Origin of the sequence: Mesorhizobium sp. B2-4-17, from assembly GCF_006441275.1 — a bacterium.
Lineage (GTDB): Bacteria > Pseudomonadota > Alphaproteobacteria > Rhizobiales > Rhizobiaceae > Mesorhizobium.
This window is the reverse complement of record NZ_VFUX01000012.1, coordinates 1-23,201: the sequence shown is the minus strand read 5'-3', so window position 1 is coordinate 23,201 and position 23,201 is coordinate 1. Positions and strand designations below refer to the sequence as shown.

Here is a 23,201-nt window from a genome sequence, read left to right as displayed (position 1 = left end):
CGGGCAGCAAGGCACGAGCGGAGTCGTCAGATTTGCGGCCGCCCGTCGTCTCCCAGCACCTCGACGACGGCGCGCTCGACGCGCGAGCATTCCGTAACCAGCCAGTCAGCCATCGCAGGCCAGTTGTCCTCGGCAAAGCAGTTGACCCGCCACATCGAGTTGATGCCGAGGCCCTCGCAACTCTGCTCCGGCCTGAGCCTCAGCCGGCCTTCGATCGCCGGCTGGAACGGCTTCAGCCGCGACCAGCTTTGCGTGGCGCCGAATTTCTCGTTGCGGCCGAAGAACACGCCGACATGGTTTTGCGCCGGCGCGACATACATGGAAAGGACCAGGGCGAAGTCGGGCAGCCCGCGCTGCCAGAACCAGGGCCCGCGCCGCGCCAGCCGGGCTCTCTCTTCCGGGTGACGCTCGGCGAACTGCGTCCAGAAGCCGCGGTGGCGGAACTCCGAGGCCCGTCGGCCACCGAAGTCGAACTCACTCATGGCCGGGTGTCCCGCACATCCTGGCCGAGACCGTTTCGAAATTCGCTCCGGCGAGTCATATGGTGGTGGTTTCGAGAACCGTAGCGCAGCGGACACTTGGGTCCGTGAGCCTGCGCATGACCCCGAAAATCGAAGTCGATTTTCGGAAAGGATCATGCGCCAAGTAAAAATTACTGCAGCGTCCTTTGCGCGTCCAGGAGGACGCGCGGCGCTGCAGAGCGCGGAAAACACCATCAGGTAGCCGCCGGAGTAGAGTTTCCAAACGGTCTCCTTACACCATGCCGAGCGCGGCCATGTACAGATCGAGGATGGCATCCTCCTCCTGGCGCTCGGCCTGGTCCTTCTTGCGCAGGCGGACGATGGTGCGCATCGCCTTGGTGTCGAAGCCTTGTCTCCCCTACATGAATCTGTCGCCCATCTCCTATGCCTCTGACTCCCCTCAAACCCAAGCAGACCAACGGATTCCATCTGGGCACCTTCTCCCCTAGGCGACACCGACCTGCGTGTGCGGGGGGCGGCGCGTAACTCAAATAACGCTGTAGCCGCCCCCCGCATGCACGGTGGTTATAGATGGCATGGGACGCCTGAGAAAGCGCCGTCACCCCTTCGGCTCATCGTACGGATATCGGTGAAAGCGGGACAACCTCGCCATCCCGGATGGGCATGCGGATTGACGTCAGGCCGAGGTTGCGTATGCGGTTGCGTACGCGCTGGACGGATGTATCTAACGTTGATGGACACGTTCACGCCTGAGCAGCGCAGTCGGATCATGAGGGCCGTGCGGCGGGAGGATACCAAGCCGGAGATGGCGGTACGCGGTCTCCTGCATGCGATGGGCTACACGTATCGCCTTCACGCGGCCGAACTCCCAGGCAAGCCTGACGTCGTGTTTCGAGGGCGACGAAAGGCGCTGTTCATCCACGGTTGCTTCTGGCACGGCCACGACTGCGGCAAGGGAAGACGGCCGGCGAGCCGAAGCGAATACTGGGATGCGAAGATCGGCCGCAACGTCGCGCGGGACCTCGACCGTATCGAGAGACTCCGGGCAGGAGGCTGGGACGTGCTCGTGGTTTGGGAATGCGAGACGCTCAAACGGAATGCGGCCGCATTGTCGGCCCAATTGCGCTCGTTCTCGGCTAGCGGCGGGTATGGCGGAAGCCTGCCAACAGCGACCACGATCCTGCCGCTGATAGCGATCCGGATTTGCCGCCCGCGCGTTTGGCATCGCCGCGACGGTCCACCGAATCCGCGAGGACGCGATCTTCGTCGTCGACTATCTCATCCAGGAAGGGGCCGGAACGCCGCGCAACTAAGCGAGCGTGCTGTCGAAAAGGAGCTTTGGGATTGCGCGTTCTGGAAATCGACGTCAGCATTTTTTTGGCAAGTCGGTCAGAAACCAGAAGAACGGCTTGGCTCGCTAGCACGGGAGAACACCATGAACCGGAATGCCAGGCGCGCCGCGCAAGCGCAGGCGCGAACGAGAACTGTTGATCGTGTCACGGCGGTGCACGAAGCGGGCCATGCGGTCGGCCGACTGCTCACCGCCGAGGACATGGGCTTCACTTTCGATCAAGCAGTCCACAGCATCGAAATCGGAACCGGGCCCAGTTGGCGTAGCGCGGACGGCAGGATCGTGCTGAACTCTGGGGCGATCTGCTATGGGCCAGCCGCGTCTCGAGAACTGCAATCGGCCTACCAACAGGCGTACCCGGGGCGCGGGCCAGTTTCAGCGGATGAACTCAACGCTCGGCTGTTAGGCGTCGGCACGGCCGAACAGAGAACCGTTTCAGGGCGCGCGAAGATGATCATTGCGGCCATGGGGGCGGCAGCGGAATCGCGGCTGACCGACGCGTCATGGCAGGAGGTCTTCCTGAGCGATGCGTGCGTCGCGGATCGAATGGACTTCAATCGCGCAGCGCGGCTTATTGGTCTTTGTGGGGACGAACTGGTAGATGCAATGGACTGTATCGGCTCCAAGGTGGTTGAACTCGTCGCGATAGCGGACGTGTGGAGTGCGATTGTCGCGATCGCCGCAGCCACGAAGGGAAGCCTTTCGGGAAGGCAGGTCGCCTTGCTGGCGGCACCCTACATCGGGGGCTGCCTTTGAGCCACTTGTCGCAGTGAGTGCCTATCTGCCACTCAACAGAGTCAGCGCTCCCCTCATTTTCTCGCTGGCATCGACATGCGGTTCGGCTGGTCGGCTACCTACGAGAATGCGCTGATCGCGATGATCGATGCCGAGCGCAAGGGCAAGGAGCCGCCTAAGCCGGCGCCGAAACCCAACAATAACGTTGTCGATCTGCCTGCGGTGCTCGAGAAGAGCCTCGCCGCGGCAGGCATAGAGTGCCGGCCAAAGGCGAAGCACGCACGGAAATCCGCCTAGCAGTTGCAGCGCTCACCATGATAAAATGGGCCCGCTCGTGTTTCTTTGTTAGGGGATAGCATGTGCAATGACTATGAGCAGCACGTCGCCTGGGCAGAATATTGCCGGATGATGGCCTCGCTGGCATTGAAGATTTCGGCACATCAAACCGAACTCGATCTCCCTCAGGCCGACGATATTCGCATCAACGATCCGGCGCCGATCATGCGCGCAGCTGGCGATGCGATCGAACTGGCATCAATGACATTCGGGTTTCCGCCGACCGGCCCAAAAGGCAGCCCGGTGTTCAATTTCCGCTCAGAAGGACGTCAGTTCGCCAACAGCAAGCGCTGCCTGGTGCCGGCATCGGCGTTTTTTGAATTCACCGGGACGAAATATCCGAAGGCGAAGCACCGCTTCACGCTAAACGGCGCGCCCTTCCTGGCGATCGCAGGCCTTTGGCGCGAGGCCACCGGCAACAAGCCGCCCACGTTCACCATGCTGACGATCGATCCGGGGCCGGATGTCGCGCCTTACCACAATCGACAAGTTGTGGTCCTCCAGCCCGAAAACTGGTCGACGTGGCTTGATCTATCGAAATCGGAGAGCGAACTGTTGCGACCACTGCCGGCCGGGTCGCTGTCGGTGGAGACGGTGCGGCCCGAACGTCCCTAAGATCAGTTGCGTAGAGCCTCCGTCACACTGAGCGGTCCGATTTCCAAAATGCGCTCGTAGGCACCCTTGCGATGCCAGACGCCGCGGGCGCGCCCGTTCTCCCTGTCTCGCTTGGGATCGAACATGATGCCCCCGAAGTGGTGAAGGAAGGCCGCCGCGGCTTCGCGATCAGCGAAGCAGTGCAATCTTCATTGCTCCTGCTTGCCGTCTTCCCAAGCCGCAATCACCGCCCTGGTCCGGCATTTCAGGCCGCGCTCCCGTAGAAAGCGGGTGATGAGGGTGTAGTTGCGGTCGGTGCAGATGTCGTCCGGCAGGGCGACCTGGTGCGGCATGTCTCGATCGATGATCGACGGCGGCGGAATACTGCGGCTTCGTCTCACCATGCCTGGGGCAGAAAGCTATCAGCCTGCAAGCGCATGGCCGCCAGCGTGAGCGCGATCGCCGTGTTGGCCGGCGGCTTCTCCATGTGCTGATAGCCATCCGGACAGCGCCACGCGGCAACGCTCATATCGTAATCGTTGCCTTCTTCGTGCTCGGGCTCGACTATGCGGGCATCACAGGGATCTTGGTCGATCTCGACCTTCCACCCGGGAAGGGATTTCTCGGTAATCTCGGCTACATCGGGCAAACTGCCCGTGAGATAAGGTAGACCCAATTCAACGGCTTCTTCCGGCGTGCCCGGTTCGTTGATCCACCCCATGACATAGCAAACGTCGACGTCGAGTTGCCGGTCGGGACCGGTGGCCGTTTCAAGGCGTTGAACGATCTCCCGGTAGCGCCGCTGTCTGTCGGGCCAAGTCGCGAGATTGACAGTTTTCACCTTCGGTTCGACGGGACCGATCCCTAAAACCCTGTGAGCTCGAACGACCTTGTCCTCCGGCCATCCAGCGCAGCATGCCTCGCAGGCGGCGCGCTCGGCCTCGAACCAGACGCTGGCCGCCGCATCCTGTTCCTCAGTCGGCTCCGCGTCTTCGGGAAATCCCCTCATGTCCCATAGCTCGACCGCGAGCATGCCGCTTGCGGCATCCTCGTAGGAAATCCCAGAGCTTTGAAAAACGGCCTCTGCCTCGGCTACCCCGCGAGCGAGTTCTTCATGCGACGCACTTTCAATGACCAACCGAAGCGGCATTTTCGCCTCCTTTGACTGTGCGTCCGACAGTGAACAAAAACGGAACAAAAGAGTCAAGAGGCTCTTGACCAGACGGGAAAATGTTCTTTATTCGTCACGATCTCGGAGAGCGGAAAAGGGACATGTGGACCCCGTTGAAAGACGGCGATCGGCGAAGCCATGGCGAAGACGGCAGAGGACAATTTCCGGATCGAAGTCTGGGACCGCGAGGAAAAGGAGCTCGTGGAGACGATCAGCCGCTCTCCCGATTCTTCGGTCAGCCAAGCCGCCTGGCAGGCGGCAATACGGCGGCGGCCAGGCATGCTTCTGATCCATTACAACAGCCGCCATGTAATGGAGAAGCTCCTGACGCCAGGCGGCACACCCGTCGAGCCCCAGGCGATTGTCGACGGCAGTGTCCACGCTGGTCTCGACGTTTCGCTTGGAGACCTGCGGGAATGGCACACGCTCCGGGCGTGGTGCAAGAACTGCGGCCATCACGCGCAGGTCAAGACGGCAGGCCTCATTAGGCGGTACGGCAAAGGCGCGTTGTTGAGCACGGTCGAAAGAGCGCTCTTTTGTACCAGCTGTGATCGCGGCGGGCCCGTGCGAATTGAAATTCACAAGCTGCCACGGAACTAGCTCCCGCCTGCGCGCGAACGGGGCAGCGCCTGAAAGATGGCGCACCTAGACGAAGTTCGATTAGGTAGCGTCATCTGTGCGCGATATGGCTTCCAAGGCAGCGACCAAGTTTGCATGGATCCAACGCGCTTTCTCATCGGCGGTCATGAAGCCGTCGAAGTAAGAGGCATAGACGCAGAAGCTCAGGTCGATCATGTCATTGCTCATCCTGTCCATCCGCCTGACGGGCTGGCTGCCGCTGCTGATCCACCAAAGCAGATGAATGATGAGCCCGAGCGCATATCGAAAGAGATAGGATCGAGCGATGCGATTGTCTCCAAGGTCCTGCCATGGCAGGCCGTATGCGTGTGCGAGAGTCTCCCACATCTGCATGGCGGCGCCGTAAATGGTTTCCATCATCGCGGCCGGATATTGCCTGCTCGTCCTGATGATGCGGATTTCGGCCTTGGTGAACATCTGCTCTTCCATTTCGGGCAGAGACGCCGCAATTTCGACGGCACCTTCAATCAGCTCGGGAAGCAGGCCGTTCGCAAAATTCCAGTGACCGTGGACTTGCTTCAAGACGGCAGCATCATCGACCGTGGCGCTTCTGAATATAGCGTCCATCTCACGAATGCTGTCCGCTGCTCCCTTGAACTGCATACGCTCACGCAAGTACGGCTCCGTCGGGTCGAGCTGGATTATCTGGCCGTTGGCGCGCAGCAGGATCAGCTGATCGGGGAAGTCGCCTACGACGGACAGGCCGTGTTTGATGGCTTCCACCGTTTGCTGCTTGTAGATCTCGATCCAGGCATAGTCGGCGAGCACCGCGAAGTTGCGCGGACTCCCCTGAAGATACGATCGCAATTCCTGCGATTGCAGCATGCTGCTGTCGATGACTAGAGACGGCAAATCGACCCTCAAATTGCGGCACAATTCATCGACATTCTTTGCATCAGTCAGACTCGTGCGCCAGCTATCTCTTGCTCAACGCAACCTGCTGCCAAGCGCATCAAGCTCCGAATGACTAAGACGAGGCATTGCAAGCGATCAGACCTGGAAATCGCAAGTAAGTTCTTTCAACCATTTTGTAAGTGGGCAGAAGCGCTCCGATACCCTCCTGCCGGAGATAATATGACAAATAAGGCGCTGGGGTCGGGCGAGACAATTCTGGACCCTTGGCTTCGTCGAGTATCTAACCGGAAGCCCGGTTATGACCGAAGCCAATAACACCCGCCGAGGTACTGGTCGAATGGCACGACCGAGGGCGACAATGTTCACCATCCTGACGTGAATGCGCGAGCCCTCGTGTTACAATTTCCTGTGACACCAGATTCACTGCCGTTGATCGAAAAGGAGTAGCCACCACGTCCAAGATCAGCCGCCGCGTATTGCTGTTCCACTCCGGCAGCGCTGTAGTCGCCTCGACGGTCACAGCAACGGCGATCACCTCAGAGGCCATGCGGCAAGAACTGGAGCCGTCCAGCGAATTGCGCGACCCGATAGAGACGCACAAGGTAGCATACGCCGTATTTGGCAAGGCTGTTTACGAAATCGGGGGAAGCATCTTCGACCGCGACAGAGCGAGCCAAGCAGAGGAAAAGGCCCTGCTGGCGCTGTGTGCTTACCCGGCGGTCAGGGGAGGTGATCGCCTGGCAAAGGCCGAATACCTATTGGAGATCGAGGCGCGAGGCGAACTCGACCTGCCGGAACACATGCAGACCTTACTACGCTCAACCATGTGGAAGGCGTGAGACCACCGGGGAGAGGCTGGTCAGATTCTCGCCTTCTCCGCTCAGCAATTCGTTCTGCCATTGCCATCAGCGTGCTGACGTGCGGGTCTCTCTCGGCAATCAATTGGGGAGATATCCGTCCTCTTCATCGGGACGAAGCTCCAACAAGTAGCCGCTCTCCTTGCTATCCCTTGGAGCGGTCGGTGATGACGGGGGTGCGGCTGTCGCCGGTCCGGCCAGAGATGAAGGTCACTACCGGACGTTTGAGCGTATGATCCACCCTTATGGAAGGCCCATCGGAAATGCGCTGTCCAGTGCCCCCGTCAAAAGAGGCACGCGATGGGTCTGACCGGATGCGCAAGGCACTTTCCTCGTCCTTCGTCCGTCCTATCTCCCAGCGATTGACAAGGGAGGCGAAGACTAGGTCCGGCGAAGGCACGCCAGCTCCCTCCCAGTTGCCACTCGGACAGAGTATTGCCTCCAGACCGAACAGGTGCTTGCGGAGATGGCTCAGCCGCTTGTGATGCTTCACCGACTTCGGAGTGGCTTTCGCGGCCTTGAGCTTTGCCGCCAGTTCCTGCGCGATATCGGCTGCAAAGGCCAGGTTCACCCCGCTCACCGCCGGGACGGCACTAGCGAAGTAGCCGTCATCCGCCGCAGATTGATGATTGTAAAACATGTAAAGCGGCACCCAAGGCGCGGGGGCCTCGAGAAGGGTCTCAAACTGGAACTTGACCGCCCGCGGGGGCTTGTGCAGCAACTCATGATAGGAGCGATGCAGAATATTCACCGCCTTCTTGGCGTAGCGGGCGGCGCTGAGGCGTTTGGCTTGTATCCTCACTTGGAGCTCGTGCCCAGTAGCTACGTGCCAGAACCGCAGATCAAGGTCACCGCCTGTCATGGCCTCATCGGGATACTGGATGATAAGCTCGGGTCCGGCGAATGCCGCAAGTGCGCCGGTGAAGATGTCGGTCATCGTCTCCTCGCGGAACCGCCCCCGCTTAAGTTTCGTCTCCCGGTCTAGGAGACGGCCGATCAGCAGCGGCAGCGTCTTAGCCAGATCGCACATCGTTGTAGACATTAATTCCCTCGCCCTTCCCCCTGCCACGATCCTGAGACTGCACAAGTTCTACTCCGGGTCCAGCCAGAAACAGCTTCAGGGCAGTCTGGCGATGCAAAAAGTGCGGCGTGAACTATCGCCTCGCGCGCGACCCAATCGCCTTGCTCCACCAAGACTGGTGAACGGATTGAAGACCGAATTCACGGGCGTTTTGGCTGCTTACCCAGCAAGTAATGTCCAAGTAGTCTTGCGCGATGGGAGGTTTGCGTTAGGTTGTGCTTCGGGTTTGGGGGAAGGCTGCCGGAACGTCGAGGATGCCAGAGGGAAATGCCGCAACAAAACTTCGACGATTCCACCCGGCACCTGCCATCCTGCAGCTCGCGCTGTCCTGCCCCGCCGAGGCATGGAGCTAACGGGTGCTGGAGTTCTTCCGTTCGGCCAGCCGTTTCGCTGGAGCGCTGCTACGTCGCACGCTAACTATCTTTCGCGGCCGGAGAACGGTGCCGCTAGCGCCGGATCCGGCCCGCAAGGTCGAAGTGTCGGCGGCAGCGAGGCCTGAAGGTCCGCTCGAGCCGCCATCAGCAATGGGGATGGCACGGGGCGAACCGGACGGCATGGGCAATGTCGCCGAGATCGCTGGCGTGTCCGCCACCGCGCACTCCAATATGGGAGACATGGCATCGGCCAGCATCGTTTCCACCGACGCGAAGCCGATAAATGCCGCCCGAGAGCACGTCCCCAACAAATCCCCTCACAGCGCGCCCGGTGAGGAGCTGGCTCAGGCAGCGGAAGCAGAGACTGGGAGGCAAGGACGTGATGCCGCCGAGGCCGCGGCATCCCTGTTGCCACAGGAGCCGGAGGGCCCCCGGCCTGCAGTTGAAGCCCATCCGCCCCCAGCCGAGTCTGCAGGCATCGCACGGGCCGCATGCGCCGAAAGGGCCCCGCCTCTTGTTACAGCCGAGATCGCAAACGAGGAGGCTTGCCTCGGCGCGCTTGTGGCCGTCGACTCGGCCGCTCCGCCTACCATTGACGCACCTGAAATCCTGTCCCCCTCTCCGGACACGGCCGATGCCTACCTGGACGGGTGCGCCAATGAGCCGGGCCAAGAACCAGCGAGCGACCCGGCATCCCGGTGCAATTGGCCCGATGGAGCCAATGAGGACGACACCATCATCCCCCCGAGCGGCCTAGGCCAACTGATACTCGGAGATGCCGGGGGAACCGCGATCACCGGAATGGGAACGGCCGGGGATACTCTAGATGCCGATGCCCCGCCCAATGAGCGGATCGGCATCACCGCGTTGGCCCCGTCTGCCCCACCGGACGACGGTATTCCGGCCGTGATGACATTCGATCTCGAATCTGATGCCATCGAGGCCCCGCGTGTGCAGATAGGCTCAGATGTCGACGATGCAACGTCCTCAGGGCCCGAGCGGTCCGCCCCTGCGCCTGGCGTGGGAAAATATGGCCCGGAGCCCGGGCCTATCCGGCCGCCGATATACCGCCCAAGACTCGAGCGGTCGCGGATCAGGCGTGAGCCCCGGCTTCCCTCTGGCGACACGGAGCGGGAGTATCAGGATCTGGAAGCGGACCTTCGGCTATTGTTCGGCCCAGGAGACTGGGGGATCGAACTGAGCGCGCTGCTACGGCAGCCGGCCGGGGCTGAAGAAGTCGAGGTACTGGAAGGCGGAGAAGAGACTTGGCTGGGCGCGCTCGACGACCGCCTCCTTGAGCCGCTTGCATTAGCGGATGGTGCCCGTGTCCTCTCGGAAGGGCTGTCAATCGAGGCCATTGGGCTCCCCGTTCGGTGGCACCGCTCATCACGCGAGATCCACATATTCGGGGAGCATCCGAGCGTCGCGGGATTCGTCAGCCAGCCTCGTGTAGCGATCGGGCGCGAGAACGTGGTCGTCTGCAGGGACGAGCTCGCGGGCGTGGCACTCGCTCAGATCGCGGCCACAGGTGGGAACGCTCCCACTAGGATCGATGGTCCGGGAGTTCCGGCCGGCTGGCTCTGCTGGCGCGGGATCCGCCCTGCGCGGCCCTCAGCTCCCCAGGGTGGCCTGGCGATCTTACATGCACTCGATCCGCTGCCCGCCGTCTCGATCGATTTGCCGGGAGGACTGCGGCTTGCTCGCGGAACGTGGCTGGAGGGACACCCGCCTTCAATCCGTTTGCTGGGGCTCCTGGAGTTTGGCGAATCCGTGCGTATCGACGGCCGTCCCGCGTCGATCGAGGGCGATGGCACCTGGACCGCGGAGGGCTGGGACCGCCTAGGCAGTCACCGAATTGAATACGGCGGCATTACCGCCGCCTACGAGATCGAACCGGGCACCATGGCTTGGGATTGGTGGCCCGCGTGGGATGGCCAGACAGCTCTGGCAGGCGCGCTCGCCTCGGCGAACGGAAAGGAGTACTTCCAAACGGATCCCTACGCGCATCTCATCGGCGCGATGCCTGGCGAGATTTGCAGCTTCCGGCCGGCGGTCGGAGGCATCTACGTCGCTCGGCCGGAATTCGCTCCGGTATGGCTTCTGGCGCGCACTGCAGGCATGCGAAACTCAAAACCTGCTCTGATCGGCGCGCCGCTAGCGCCCTCTGCGGCGGCCGATGCCGGGGCGGCTGCGATCATCCAGTGGGCACGTACCGTGTGCTCCGTCGGACGCGCTGGAGCGCATGGTTCTGCGGAGCGGCGGCTGTGGGACCAATATCTGGCGGTCGCCAAGAGAAAGCGAAGGCGGCCGCGATGAACGATCTGCTTCTCTGGGCATCAGCGGTTGCGTCCGGTAGCGATAGCACTTTCAAGCGGAAAGCGGCAGAGCTGCTTCCCGCGCTGCGCGGCGGGCCTGCGGCGCACTATCGGGCAATGTGGGCGTTCGGCAGCCTGGCACACTGCGAGTTTGGCCCGGCGGCCGGAGGCGGATGGCGCATGACACCACCCGCGCTTGCCGCGGGCGATCCCGCGATGCCGACGACCGCAATCCTCTGCGGCGCCCGCAGCGACGCGCTCCTCGCGAGCCTGGTTTCTGCAGCAGGGGGAAAGATGTCCACTACTCCGCTGAGAGGGGCACCCGATCTAGTGCGCGTCGAGGCGGTATCGGCCGGAGAGCTGATCAGCTTGGCACGTGAAGTCGGCATCCCCGTGCAATGGAACGCACCGCTGGCGGTGCTGGCGGCATTCCGCGCCCCTCCGCCTGCGAGCTTTCCAGAGACGGCGCTGCCCATTGGGGGATGGAAGGTGTATCGTTTCTCCCGATCACAAATGGCGTGGACCGCCTCCACAGCGGCAGAAGCCGGGAGCGCGCACCGCGGCCTGTTCCGATTTAGCTCCGACTACGGCACCCGCCATATATTCAGGCACGGCGGGACCTCACGCGAAGCGCCTCCCGCCGTGGCGAAGTTCTGGGTCCTGGGCCGGCACCAGCGAGCTTTGCGGCTCGACCTGTCCAAGGGTACCGCCAGCTTTCCTGTCACGCTTCGGCCGCCAGGCCTCATCGATCGCGCGCTGACAATCTGCTCCGGCTCCCTGCCATCGGTCGCCGAGCGACAGCTTGTTTACACTGGGGTGACCGCCCCGGTTGCCGCGGCGGTGTCTGCCGCCCTGCGATACATTGGAGAGGGAGCTAAGTAGATGACCAACCCGGTCTCGATTTTCGAGCGCATGCGCGACACCTATCTGCGTTACCTCGATAGCCCGTTCGACCTCCGCTATGACAGCCTAGTCGCCGAGCGCCGCGCGCTTCTCGATGCCGATGGGCGCCTCTACCGCCGACCGCTTATCGAGCCGGCACCGCCATACGCAATGAGCGGCCGCAACTTCACTTCCACGGCGGCCGAGATTCTCGATGGTCTCCTCCCGCCCGCACTCATCACCGACATATCAGATTTCGTGTCACAGGGCCTTTTCCGGGCCGACCGCGAGCTCTTCCAGCACCAATTCGACGCGCTTGATGAGTCGATGCGAAAGCAGAGGGATGTCATCGTCACCAGCGGTACGGGTTCTGGCAAGACCGAATGCTTCCTCCTCCCGATCGCCACCGCGCTTGTTGCCGAATCCGCGGGCTGGGGAGCGCCCGGGACCCCATCGGCCGAGCACGACTGGTGGAACCACGACGGCCCGCAAGGACAGCGATACCACCCGCGGATCTCCCAGCGAGGTCACGAGAATCCTGCAACGCGCCCGCCCGCGATGCGCGCATTGGTCATGTATCCTCTGAACGCGCTGGCGGAGGACCAGCTCGTCCGCCTCCGCCTGGGCTTCGACAGCGACCATGCGAAAAGCTGGCTCGACGGTCACCGCCGGGGCAACCGTTTCTATTTTGGCCGCTACACTGGTCGCACGCCAATCTCGGGCGATCCGTCATCCGCGAGCAAAGAAGGGGAGCTGCGGCGTGAGCTCGCATCGCTTGAGCGGGATGCACTCGCCGTCGCCGGATCACCCAAAGCTGCCCGTTTCTTCCAAAGCATGGACGGGGCGGAGATGTGGTCGAGGTGGGATATGCAAGACAGCCCGCCTGACATCCTGATCACGAACTACAGCATGCTGAACATCATGCTGATGAGAGGTGTCGAGGCACCCATCTTCGATGCCACCCGCGACTGGCTCAGCCTCGACGCGCGCAACGTGTTCCATCTCGTCATCGACGAGCTGCACACTTACCGCGGCACCCCTGGAACCGAGGTCGCGTACCTTCTACGGGTCTTGCTCGATCGGCTCGGGCTTCATCCCAATCACGATCAGCTCCGCATTATCGCGTCATCCGCTTCTCTTTCTGACGATGCCGCAGGGCGCGGCTACCTACACGGATTCTTCGGCCGCGACAGGTCGCGATTCGCTGTGATCGGCGGCTCACGGCGGCCGCTATCAGCGACGGCGGCATCATCCATCGCGCCACACGCGGCCGCGCTTGCCGCGTTTCCTGCGGCAGTCGCGTCGATTGGGATCGACGGAGCTGCCGGCGCGCTCGAAGTCGCGATCGGGGTCAGCCAGAACGGCCACCTCCAGGCCGGGGAAAGGCTTGGCCGCACGCTCGCGCGCATCGAGGCGGCCGATGCTCTGCGATCGGTCTGTAGATCCGACGATGGCTCTGGCAGACTGGAACCAAGACAGACCGCCGATGTAGGCACACGGCTATTCCCTGCCGAGACCCGGCAGACAGCGGCGGCCGCGGCAGAGGGCTTGGTGACTGCACTCGCCAGCGCCGAGCTCCCTAACGGCGATCCATTACTGCCGGTTCGCGCCCACATCATGTTCAGGAACGTGCAAGGCCTCTGGGCCTGCGCCGATCCCGCCTGCGGACACACCGCGCCTCGGTCTGACGCGCCACCTGTCGGAGCGCTCCATCACGTTCCGGCCTCCGGGTGCGGATGCGGTTCGCGTGTGCTTGAGCTCCTTTATTGCGAGCCCTGCGGCGAGGTATTCCTGGGCGGATATCGCGGCGGCACCAACAATCCGAACCAGTGGCGGCTGACACCGGACTTTCCCGATCTCGAGCAAGTGCCGGACCGCGCCGGCGCGGAGCGCGACTACAGCAACTACGCGGTGTTCTGGCCTTCCGCCGGGCTTACCCCGCGGTCGGCGGCATGGAGACAGGGAAACGTCCCGCGGGAATGGCGGCGGGCACGGCTGGATCCGGCTTCGGGTATCTTGACAGCGGGCGTGACCGGCAATGGGCATGTCTACTACGTTCCCTCCCAGCACCGGCCGCAGCGTGCTGGCGGTGCAGCTCCGCCGACACCGGGAGCATTTCCCTCCCGCTGCCCGCGCTGCGACGCGGACTGGGCAGGCCGCAACGTGGGCTCACCAATCCGAGGTCAGCGGACGGGTTTCCAGAAGGTCGCACAAGTTCTTGCAGACTCGCTCCTGCGCGACATCGCTCCTCCGGGCAGCGAGGAGAACCGCAAGCTGGTCGTCTTCTCCGATAGCCGGCAGGACGCGGCCAAGCTCTCAGCCGGCATGCGCCAAGCCCACCATCTCGACGCAGTTCGCCAAGCCGTAGTGGACGCGCTGGAAGTGGCTGGCCAAGGACCCCCAGCCTTCCAAAGACAAGCCGCTGGCGGAAACCTCACGCCGCAGGAGGCGGCCGCGGCGGCTGCCTTCCTATTAAGTTCGCCGCACGATGCCATGATCATCGCGTCCGCAGCTGGCCCGCTGGCGGGGCAGCAGTGCCCCTATTCGCCCGGCTCCACTTTCGCACAGGCGGCGGCAGCGATCCTAGCCCTGACTGCGGGTCCTTTTCTCGTGGGCGATCTGTTTCGCGATGCAGAGCTCCGTCTTCTCGCAGCAGGCATCAATCCGGGAGGATACGCCCAGGACAGCCTCTGGACCGATCCCAGCCGGCAGACGGGAAGCTGGCGGGAGCTCTTCGATTGGACAACCTCGCCGCCCTCGCCGTTGCCTGGAGGCCTGTCGGTCGAGCAGGATGACCATCTTAGGCGGCTGCGCCGCAACGCCCATGCAGCGGTGCTGAACGTGATATTTGCCTCGGGACGCCGAGGACTGGAAGCGCTTCAGATCGCTCACGCGGCCGTCGGATCGGGAGCGCCAGGAGACGGCGACGCAGTTGTCGTCCAAGCGGCAGACAGCACGCTTCGGCTTCTTGGCGAGCGCCGCCGCATCGATGGCGAGCCCTACACCGCGCAGGGTGTACCGGCCGCGCCGGGGTTCGTCCGGGATTATCTGGACGAGGTCGCAAGGGTCAATGGCAGGTCTGCGGCAGCTCTGGTGACGGCGGTTGAGACACGCCTCTCCCATGGCGGCTTAGTCACAAGCTGGCTGATCCAGCCGAACCGCCTGCGGATCGCCCGTCCTGTCGCAGGATCGTGGGAATGCGCTGCCTGCCGACGCATCCATCTCCATCCGAGTGGATCGGTATGCACCGATTGCCAGGGCCGGCTGGTAGGACCCCAGCCTCTCGGGGCCGGCGCGACGGCGGAGGATTATTATCTGTTTCTGGCGCGGGACGCGGGACCCCTTTTCCGCCTCAATTGCGAAGAGATGACGGGACAGACCGGAAAAGCCGAGGCGCGCACGCGTCAACGGCTCTTCCAAGGTGCCTGCCTTCCTGCTCCTGAGGAAATTGAGCTCGTCGACACCATCGATCTTTTAAGCGTGACCACGACGATGGAGGCTGGTGTCGATATTGGAGCGCTGCTCGCAGTCATGATGGCCAATATGCCGCCGCTGCGGTTTAACTATCAGCAGCGAGTCGGTCGTGCCGGCCGCCGCGGCACTGCGCTCTCCATCGCTCTGACGCTCTGCCGCGGCCGGAGCCATGACGACTACTACTTCCAGCGGCCCGAGAAGATCACGGCCGATCCGCCGCCCCAGCCATATGTCGACCTCACGGTGGAGCCGATAGTCCGGCGCGTCCTGGCGAAAGAAGTTCTCCGCGAGGCGTTCGCGGCGCTACGACTATTTCCGACGGCATCCGGAGATAGCGTCCATGGGGAGTTTGGGGAAACCGCAGCATGGATGCGGCCCGCACTTGGTGGCGGGGCTGGCTCGACTGTCCGTGCCCAGGTCTCCGCCTGGATCGGTGCCAACGGAGCCAGGATATCCGCGATCTGCAGCGTGCTTCTTCAGGCCGCTCCCGCCCTTCAGACGCAACAGGGCAGCTTGGTGGCATGGGTGGCCACGGGCCTCGTCATGGAGATCGATGCTGCCGTTGCTAGCCCGCACCTCGTGCAGACGCAGCTCAGCGAGCGCCTGGCCAACGCGGGCATCCTTCCGATGTTCGGCTTCCCGACTAGGACGCGCTACCTCTATCATGGCCGCCCTGGCCGGGGGCAGTTTCCGCCAGCCGACATCATCGATCGTCCCCTCGATCTCGCGATCAGCCAGTTCGCCCCCGGGTCGGAGACCGTTAAGGAGGGAATGATCCACACGGCAATCGGCGTGGTCGACTATCAGCTCAGGGGCGGAATTCCCACAGAGATGCCGGATCCGCTCGGGCCGCCGATACCGACTGGCATCTGCCGCCGGTGCCAGTCGATCGACGCAGCCGCCGTCCCCGCGCTCACCTGCATAGTTTGCGGCGCGGGAGGCACCGAGTATCAAGTTGTAGATCTCTCGGAGCCCCGCGGCTTCCGTACCCATTTCGGGTCCGAGCGCGATTACGATGGGACCTTCGAGTGGACACCGCGCGCAACGCGGCCGAAGCTTGGCCTGGCGGGCCCTCCCCTCGCGCCCCACTGCAATTTCGGCATCCACAGCGGCGGCCAGACGGTCCACGTGATCAACGACAACAACGGCCAGCTCTTCGAGTTCGAGAGGTTCTGGGACGAGACCTGGGCGACGCGTCAGGCACTTAGCAAAGTCAACGTAACGCCTCGGACCCCTACGGGAGGCCCCGATCGCCGCGCTCTGGCTGCAATAAGCCGCACCGACGTTCTCGTGGCCGGGGTCAACGTGTGGCCATCCGGCGTGTTTGCCGATCCGCTGCGTGTCGAGGGCCGGGCGGCACTATACTCGTTCGGGTTCCTGCTGAGGCGGGCTGCGGCGGTACGCCTGGATGTTAGCGATAGCGAGCTCAAGGTCGGACTGCGGACAACAGTTGCGGCGGGAAACGTCGTCGGCCAGGTGTTCCTCTCGGATACGCTTGAGAACGGCGCCGGTTACAGCACCTTCCTGGGAGCCCCTGCCGAGTTTGAGGCGGTGCTGCAGGATGTGCTTGGACCCGGCCTCCTCGGCCGGTTCCAAGTCATGGCCGGCCCACACGACCATGGCACGGTGTGCCAGACATCGTGTCACGAGTGCATGCGGGACTACGGAAACCTAGCCTACCATAGCATCTTGGACTGGCGTTTGGCGGTAGATGTTGCGCGGCTTTGCCTTGTTGCGGGAGCTCCGATCGACTTTTCGCCTTCCTATTGGGCCGGAGTTGCGCAGTATGCCGCAGACCGAGTGCATGGCGCGCTTCCGGGATCGCTGCGCACGACCCTCGCAGGGCTGGAGACGGTCGTCGCCGGGAGCCGCGCGATCGTGATCGGACATCCGCTCTGGGATGTCCGTCAAGGCATGACCCATCCTGCGCTGAGCGCAGCCGAAACCGCTGGCAGGCAGAACGGCCTGGCCGTCGAGTTCCGCTCGACGTTCATGGCGATCAGGAGGCCAATCTGATACTGCTGGACACAGCGCGAGGTGCGCGTCAAAACGGCACCCGCCGGGTCGCATGCGGCCGCCGCACGGCCCAGCGGGATGGGGGGACTGATGCAGGATCGCGCTGAACAGCTGGCGCTTGATATACGCCGTGGCCGCGAGAGCGGAGAGGTCGTCAAGACGACGCTCAGTGTCGACGACCGCGTGCTCGCACGCGTCACTGACGGCATCTATCGCCGGCCGTCGTCTGCGTTCCGCGAGCTGATCTCGAACGCCTACGACGCGGATGCCACCGAGGTCATCCTGCAGACCGATGCGCCGCGCTTCGAGCGTATTGTCGTCCGAGACAACGGCCTCGGCATGTCGCCCGAGGTCCTGGCCGATCTCGTGACCCACATCGGCGGCAGCTCAAAGCGGACATCCAAGGGCAAGCGCCTGGGGACTGCGAACCTATCAGACCCAACGCTCTCTCCCGGTGGGCGGCGGCTCATTGGAAAGATCGGGATTGGGCTCTTCTCGGTCGCACAGCTGACCCAGCATTTCCAGATGATCACCAAGCGTCGCGGCGACGATTTCCGGACCTCAGCGGTCGTCGTGCTGAAGACACACACCGACGAGATGCTCGCTGCCGACTCCGACAACCAGGTCTTCGAGACGGGAACCGTCGCGATCACAAGCGAACCTGCGGCCGACATCGAGACGCAGGGCACCGAGATCGTCCTGATGGAGCTTACGCCACAGGCACGTGAGCTGCTCCAGGGCCTGGACCGCTGGACCTTGCTCGACCGCGCAAAAGACGGGGATGTGGATGGCGCACCGCCGATGCCACCGAGCTACCATATCGGGCGCGTGGCACGCGACGACGCCGATGTCTATCTCGAGCAGCCGCAGCTGCCATGGGACCCATCCGATGATCCGGATGCCAGGTTCCGGAAGCTATATGCGGCGGTCCGCCAAGAGGTCCGCACGCGCAAAGCTACGCCCAACATCGAAGAGTCTCTCGATCACTATCTCGGAATGATCTGGCTGCTTAGCCTGGCGGTGCCCGTCCGCTACATTGACCGGCATCCGTTCGAGCTGACGGCGGACGATGGGATCGGCTTCTACAGTTTCACAAGCAAGTCGGCGGAGCCGGTGAAGCTGACGGGCACGGAGACAATCGGGGAGCGGCTTGGGCTGACGAGCATCATTGATCCAGTCGGCTCGTTCCGGGTCATCCTCGACGATGTTGAGCTGTTGCGCCCGATCTCCTTCGACAGGGATCTCCACGGCACGAGCGAGATCGGCCGCCCACTGATGTTCTTCGGCAAGGTGACATCCGGTCTGGGAGCAGTCCCGCCCGATATCGGTGGAGGGGCGCTGTCTTTCGAAGCGTATTTATACTGGAACCAGAAAATCACTCCTAAGGAGAACAACGGCTGCCTCGTCCGCGTGAACAACGCCAGCGGCGTCCTTTTCGATCCGTCCTTCCTGGGCTACCAGGTTTCCGAACTGACCCGTTTGCGTCAGCTCATGTCGGAGGTCTTCATCACGGAGGGGCTCGATGCCGCGCTCAACATTGACCGCGAGTCGTTCAACTACAGCCACCCGCACTATCAATATCTCCAGAAATGGGTGCATTTCGCCGTCCGCCAGACGACGAACAGGCTAAAGCAGCTCAACAAGGAGCTGCTCGATGCTCGGCGAGCGGCCGCGGCCGGTCATCGTGTCTCGCGCCTTGAGAACCTTGTCGAGCGGGTCTGGCGCGACCGAAAGGGCTCGGATGCCGAGCCTCCGCCTGAGATCAGGCTAGCGCCGGGCGGCCAAGCACTCCTCTCGGACCGGGAGCGCGGCATCCTGGTGTTCAACACTGACACGCTCGAGGCCGAGGCTGCGGCTCGCGGCAGTGTCATCGAGAATGCCAAGCTCGAAGCGCTGGTGAAGGTACTGACCGCCTGGGGCCTGCTAGAGAGCCTCTCGTGGGAGGAACAGCAGTCGCTTGTCGCCGACATCATGGCAGTATTCGGGGACCAGCGCTGATGGAGGAGTTCGACGACGACGAAATTCTCGGTCGAATCCTGCGCAGACCGACCGTTGAGGAGCCTCCTCAGCGTCCTTTCAAGCCCTGGCACCGCCCGCGCAAGCAGTGGGTCCGGCGATACCAGTGGCACGACTCGCTTCTTCGCATGCTGCGCGAGACCCACTTTCCGGACGACGCGAGGACCGTGCGCTACCTGAGCCTGCCTGGCGAGGATCTCCTGGACGTGCGCGTGCTCCGCGAGGCATGCGAGCAGGCGGGCCTCGATCTCCGCTTCACCGGCCTCAACTCGGTGCGGCGGGGGTCGGCAGACGACGTGCAGCTAAACATCGCTGAAAGTGAAGTCCGCGGTCTTGCGCGGATTCACAGCGGCTCGACGATCTTGCGCGAACGGTTCGAATCTATCGCGAACCAGAAATCGCTTGCATACGCTGAGGTGCACGGCGGCGGACCCTTTCATGCGGTGAACATCGATCTGTGCGATCACATCGCGCTGCGCGCGGCCGGTCCGGGACGCACGACCGTGATCGACGCGCTCGCAGAGGTCATCCAGTTGCAGCTGACCAATGCGATTCATCCATGGCTGCTGTTTGTCACGACACGCGTGGTGCCGGACCGTATCGATGCCCAAAACCTTGCCGCGCTGATCGAGGCCATCTTGGACAATGTGGAGGCGAGCGACGAGTTCGCACGACGGACTGGAGAGCTGCTGCGGGCTGAGGGCGACAGGCTGCGTGCCGTGCTCGCCGATCCAGGCACCTTGGACCCGCGGTCCTTTATGCACCTATTCGCCCTCGGGTTCGGCAAGTGGCTGCTGCGATTTGTCGGAGCGGCTCATCCGGAGCGCACCCTTCAAATGCTGCCGGGGTGCTTCTACGCGGTTGTTCCGGATCATCCCGACATGCTGTCGCTCGGCTTCCGCTGCGATGTCGTGCAGGCACCTGCGCGCGACCGCTATCGCTTGGTCGGCGGGGGCACTGACATCGCCGTCGCAAACGAAGTGGACCATGGGCTACGCCTGCTTGAGGCGACCGGCGAACTATTCGATCTCGACGAGATGCTCCGGCGCGAGACTCAGCTGTTCGAGTCTCTGACGGTCGAATCCGCAGATCTGCTACGGTCGGCGCATTACGAAGTGGATGGCGCCGCTGGATACCGCGGCTGGTTGGAAGTCGATGCGGCTTAGTGCGAAGCACATCAAGCAGTCGGAGTCTCTTTTTGCACGGCATATCCAGCGTGGCATGAGGTGCCTCCCAGCGCGGAGGCTAGGGAGCTTGCCAGCTCCGGCTTCCTTGCGTCGCATTCCCAAACGACGAGGACCCGCCAACCTAGCGCCATGAGGTCAGCGGCGATCTTGGCATCTCGCTCGCTGTTGCGCTGGAACTTCGCGGACCAGTAGTCCTGCCTCGTGCGGGGCATTCGAGCATCCCGGCAGCCGCTGTGCTGATGCCAGAAGCAGCCATGCACAAGTATGACGGTCCGATGTCTGGGGAGCACTATGTCCGGTGTGCCGGGAAGATCGGGGCGATGCAGCCGGAAGCGGTATCCGAGCCTATGCAGTGCGCGACGCACTATGACCTCAGGCTTAGTGTCCTTCGATCTGAACTGCGCCATCATCTTTCGACGAGCCAGGTCGTCGAGCACGTTCTTGATCACCTGCATTATCCAAAGCTCGGCAATGAGCCTTAGATTTTCAAGTGGCGAGAAGCAGATTCAACCCCGCGCGCGCTGTTTCCCAGATCGGCTGCCCACGATCTCTGCATCCAGCTCCGCGACCTGCGCGCGTACCGAGGCTGCGACGGCCGCGGCGACCGGAGGAGGCACCGCCTCGCTCACCTGGATGATCTGGGAGGAGAGACTGCCGAGGAGCTCGTACTTCTTGGGGAAACCCTGGAGCAGCATCGCCTCGTAAACACTCAGACGGCGGTGGCAGTCCGGATGGATATGCACCTCCCGATGGCCGTATGCGACCGTTGGGCTTGGTGATTGCCAGTCTAGCGTCTTAAAGCTGCGGTTGCGGCCATCGCCTGGCCGAAGGGCACCTGGTGTTGTGAACTTCGGTGATTTCGGCCGCATGCACCAGTGGTTGGGATGGTGGGCAATATCGGCCGGCTTTAGGTCGCGGTCGAAGAACGTGGCATCCGGGAGATCACCGATGGCACCCCGGACATCCGGTCGTCGCCCCTCTGCGCTGACTACTTTGGCTGGTGGCGACCAGGCCGCCTCTCCGTATAGATCGCGGTTCAGCCCGACCACGAAGAGCCGCTCGCGTATCTGCGGCGTGGCGTAGTCGGTCGCCAGCAGGACCGTGCGGGTTAGTGAGAAGCCCGCATCCTCGAAAGCCGTCTCTATTTGTCGGAGTCGATGCGCGTGCCGGTCGCTCATCAGGCCTGTCACGTTCTCCATGACGAAGAACTTCACTGGCTTGCGCTGATTGAGCGATTTCAGAAGCTGGGCGTATGCCAACGGTAGAGAATGCCGCGGATCGGCCTCGAGATAGACGGTATTGGCGCGGCTGAAGCTCTGGCACGGAGGGCCGCCAATCACACCTTCAGGCTCGAAGGTGCCCTGGTGCAGCCGGTCGAGCTCATCGAGAGTCAGCTTCGAGACATCCCCGACATGCCCACGCTTCGTGCCCGTTCGGTTGTGATTGTAGGAGCCGATGCTGTCGACACGGAGGTCAAAAGCCAGCCCAATTTCATAGTCTGCGGCCTCGAATCCCAGGTCGAGTCCACCTGCCCCGCAGAAGAGGCTGAGTAGCATATAATGCCTCCCCGGAATTGGCAGTGATCGTCAACAGCACCCCTACGCGCAAGCACGCGCGCGCCGACACTGTCAGTCATCGCCCATTGCAACCAGAAAGTCGAGGGCAAAGCGCTGGCGGTCTGCAACGCATCTGCGCTCGTCTCGCGAAAGACTGCCCCACCGAATGCCAGGAGGTCCGGCTTGCCTTCGCGGACGACCGAGAACGTGGAAAGGCAGGGACCGTCCAGCGTAGTCTGCGAGGTCCGGCCGCTCGACCGATTTCCGGTCGAGTTTTCCGAACGTTAAACTTTCTGGTCTTTACCGATGGCAACGACAGGGCCGGGGCTGAGCGCTTGACTGATCAAAACGAACTCTACCTATACGTAGATGACTCAGGGAGCAGGTTTGTCACGAGACACCCTGGTGACATCCCAAAATTCGACTACTTCGCGCTTGGCGGGGTGATTATTCGGGAGAGCGACAAACCTGCTGCTAAATCGAAATACGGTCATTTCTGCAAGAAATGGAACATCGACTATCCACTTCATTCCGTAAAAATCAGAAACGCATCCGGTCCATTTCGGTGGATTGCGAGGCTCGGTGCGAGGCGTGAAGAATTCTTTGCAGATCTTCATGAAATGATGCGTTCTCCCGGGCTGCACGCACTTGCGTCGACTGTGCATCGACCTGGTTACGTGGCCCGGTACAAGGAAAAATTTCCAGACAGTAAATGGAAACTATGCCAAACTGTATTCCCAATCCTTGTCGAACGAGCGGTTCGTTACGCTATTCAGCTGGACACCAAACTTCACATCTATGTCGAGCGCAGCGGCGGAAAGGAAGACCGTCTGATTGAACGCTACGTTGATGAGGTTCAGGTGAAAGGTATGCCCTTCGACAAGTCCAATTCGGTTAAATATGCGCCGCTGCAGCCTACCGACTTCTCGCAACGTATTTCGGAGTTCGACTTCAAGAACAAGGAAACGCGCCTGATGCAGATAGCAGACTTGATGCTTTATGCCGTCGCTCGCGGTCGATATGAACCAACGTATAAAGCCTACGCCGCCTTGGCGAGAGACAAAATGCTTTTCGATAGCCTCTTCTCAGCTGAGGAGGTTCCCTTTCGAGGATCGAAGTACTCATGCTTTGACAACATATCGGAAAAACCCGGCATTCGGTAGCAAACGCCACCAATAGGCATCACGCATTTGAATTAACTGGAAAATGCAGCAACCAAACGATGTGGCTCGTCGGCTAGAATCTCCAGCCTTATTCGTTCTCGCGATCGGCGTTTAATA

General features: G+C 62.4%; 18 protein-coding genes and 1 pseudogene. 11 read left to right on the top strand and 8 right to left on the bottom strand.

All coding sequences use genetic code 11. The features are described 5' to 3' along the window. Positions 1–26: 26 nt before the first annotated feature. The gene (locus FJ548_RS11365; protein WP_140761004.1) at positions 27–482 is read right to left on the bottom strand and encodes a hypothetical protein; all 456 of its coding nucleotides are present in this window, start codon (positions 480–482) and stop codon (positions 27–29) included. Positions 483–753: 271 nt separating this feature from the next. Continuing rightward, positions 754–870 (bottom strand): annotated as a pseudogene (locus tag FJ548_RS11360) (GapR family DNA-binding domain-containing protein); the annotation flags it as partial. A 345-nt stretch (positions 871–1,215) separates the two neighbouring features. Between FJ548_RS11360 and FJ548_RS30820 the strand changes: the two are divergent. The 3 genes from FJ548_RS30820 (at position 1,216) to FJ548_RS11345 (ending at position 3,519) form a co-directional block, all read left to right on the top strand. Then, the gene (locus FJ548_RS30820; protein WP_140777913.1) at positions 1,216–2,589 is read left to right on the top strand and encodes a very short patch repair endonuclease; all 1,374 of its coding nucleotides are present in this window, start codon (positions 1,216–1,218) and stop codon (positions 2,587–2,589) included. A gap of 75 nt (positions 2,590–2,664) precedes the next feature. After that, the gene (locus tag FJ548_RS11350; protein ID WP_246678628.1) at positions 2,665–2,865 is read left to right on the top strand and encodes a hypothetical protein; all 201 of its coding nucleotides are present in this window, start codon (positions 2,665–2,667) and stop codon (positions 2,863–2,865) included. Between the two features lie 60 nt (positions 2,866–2,925). Further along, entirely contained in the window at positions 2,926–3,519 is a 594-nt protein-coding gene (locus tag FJ548_RS11345; protein ID WP_140777912.1) for an SOS response-associated peptidase, read from the top strand. A 188-nt stretch (positions 3,520–3,707) separates the two neighbouring features. On the opposite strand, the gene FJ548_RS29825 is transcribed toward FJ548_RS11345, so the two are convergent. Further along, a complete protein-coding gene (locus tag FJ548_RS29825) occupies positions 3,708–3,851 on the bottom strand; it encodes a hypothetical protein (protein ID WP_181168774.1) in 144 nt (47 codons plus the stop codon). A gap of 44 nt (positions 3,852–3,895) precedes the next feature. Then, positions 3,896–4,648, bottom strand: coding sequence for a hypothetical protein (locus tag FJ548_RS11340; RefSeq protein WP_140777911.1), 753 nt, complete (start codon positions 4,646–4,648; stop codon positions 3,896–3,898). 159 nt (positions 4,649–4,807) lie between these two features. Between FJ548_RS11340 and FJ548_RS11335 the strand changes: the two genes are divergently transcribed. Continuing rightward, a complete protein-coding gene (locus tag FJ548_RS11335) occupies positions 4,808–5,269 on the top strand; it encodes a hypothetical protein (RefSeq protein WP_181168773.1) in 462 nt (153 codons plus the stop codon). A 60-nt stretch (positions 5,270–5,329) separates the two neighbouring features. Here the strand turns inward: FJ548_RS11335 and FJ548_RS11330 are convergent, their stop codons facing one another. Beyond that, positions 5,330–6,133: a hypothetical protein gene (locus FJ548_RS11330; protein WP_246678627.1), complete on the bottom strand. Its 804-nt coding sequence runs from the start codon at positions 6,131–6,133 to the stop codon at positions 5,330–5,332. A gap of 575 nt (positions 6,134–6,708) precedes the next feature. On the opposite strand from FJ548_RS11330, the gene FJ548_RS11325 reads away from it, so the two are divergent. Next, positions 6,709–7,002, top strand: coding sequence for a hypothetical protein (locus tag FJ548_RS11325; RefSeq protein ID WP_246678626.1), 294 nt, complete (start codon positions 6,709–6,711; stop codon positions 7,000–7,002). A 163-nt stretch (positions 7,003–7,165) separates the two neighbouring features. On the opposite strand, the gene FJ548_RS11320 is transcribed toward FJ548_RS11325, so the two are convergent. Then, entirely contained in the window at positions 7,166–8,050 is an 885-nt protein-coding gene (locus FJ548_RS11320; protein ID WP_348640933.1) for a DUF6615 family protein, read from the bottom strand. A gap of 407 nt (positions 8,051–8,457) precedes the next feature. On the opposite strand from FJ548_RS11320, the gene FJ548_RS11315 reads away from it, so the two are divergent. The 5 genes from FJ548_RS11315 to FJ548_RS11295 all read left to right on the top strand — a co-directional run bounded on the left by FJ548_RS11315 (position 8,458) and on the right by FJ548_RS11295 (position 20,344). After that, on the top strand, positions 8,458–10,791 hold the full coding sequence (locus FJ548_RS11315) for a hypothetical protein (RefSeq protein WP_140777909.1): 2,334 nt from the start codon (positions 8,458–8,460) through the stop codon (positions 10,789–10,791). Then, positions 10,788–11,672 carry a hypothetical protein gene (locus tag FJ548_RS11310; RefSeq protein WP_140694767.1) on the top strand — a complete coding sequence of 295 codons (885 nt, stop codon included), beginning with the start codon at positions 10,788–10,790 and terminating at the stop codon, positions 11,670–11,672. Before FJ548_RS11315 ends, FJ548_RS11310 begins: the two co-directional genes overlap by 4 nt. Continuing rightward, a complete protein-coding gene (locus FJ548_RS11305; RefSeq protein ID WP_140777908.1) occupies positions 11,673–17,162 on the top strand; it encodes a DEAD/DEAH box helicase in 5,490 nt (1,829 codons plus the stop codon). A 90-nt stretch (positions 17,163–17,252) separates the two neighbouring features. Further along, positions 17,253–19,160, top strand: a complete 1,908-nt coding sequence (locus FJ548_RS11300) for an ATP-binding protein (RefSeq protein WP_181168772.1) — start codon at positions 17,253–17,255, stop codon at positions 19,158–19,160. Continuing rightward, the gene (locus FJ548_RS11295) at positions 19,160–20,344 is read left to right on the top strand and encodes a hypothetical protein (RefSeq protein WP_140694758.1); all 1,185 of its coding nucleotides are present in this window, start codon (positions 19,160–19,162) and stop codon (positions 20,342–20,344) included. The genes FJ548_RS11300 and FJ548_RS11295 overlap by 1 nt, the downstream gene beginning before the upstream one ends. Before the next feature lie 11 nt (positions 20,345–20,355). Here FJ548_RS11295 and FJ548_RS11290 read toward each other — a convergent pair whose 3' ends face one another. After that, positions 20,356–20,820: a very short patch repair endonuclease gene (locus FJ548_RS11290; RefSeq protein ID WP_140777906.1), complete on the bottom strand. Its 465-nt coding sequence runs from the start codon at positions 20,818–20,820 to the stop codon at positions 20,356–20,358. A gap of 51 nt (positions 20,821–20,871) precedes the next feature. Next, entirely contained in the window at positions 20,872–21,921 is a 1,050-nt protein-coding gene (locus tag FJ548_RS11285) for a DNA cytosine methyltransferase (RefSeq protein ID WP_140777905.1), read from the bottom strand. 23 nt (positions 21,922–21,944) lie between these two features. Here FJ548_RS11285 and FJ548_RS11280 point away from each other — a divergent pair, with 23 nt between their 5' ends. Further along, entirely contained in the window at positions 21,945–23,084 is a 1,140-nt protein-coding gene (locus tag FJ548_RS11280) for a DUF3800 domain-containing protein (RefSeq protein ID WP_181168771.1), read from the top strand. Positions 23,085–23,201: the final 117 nt, after the last annotated feature.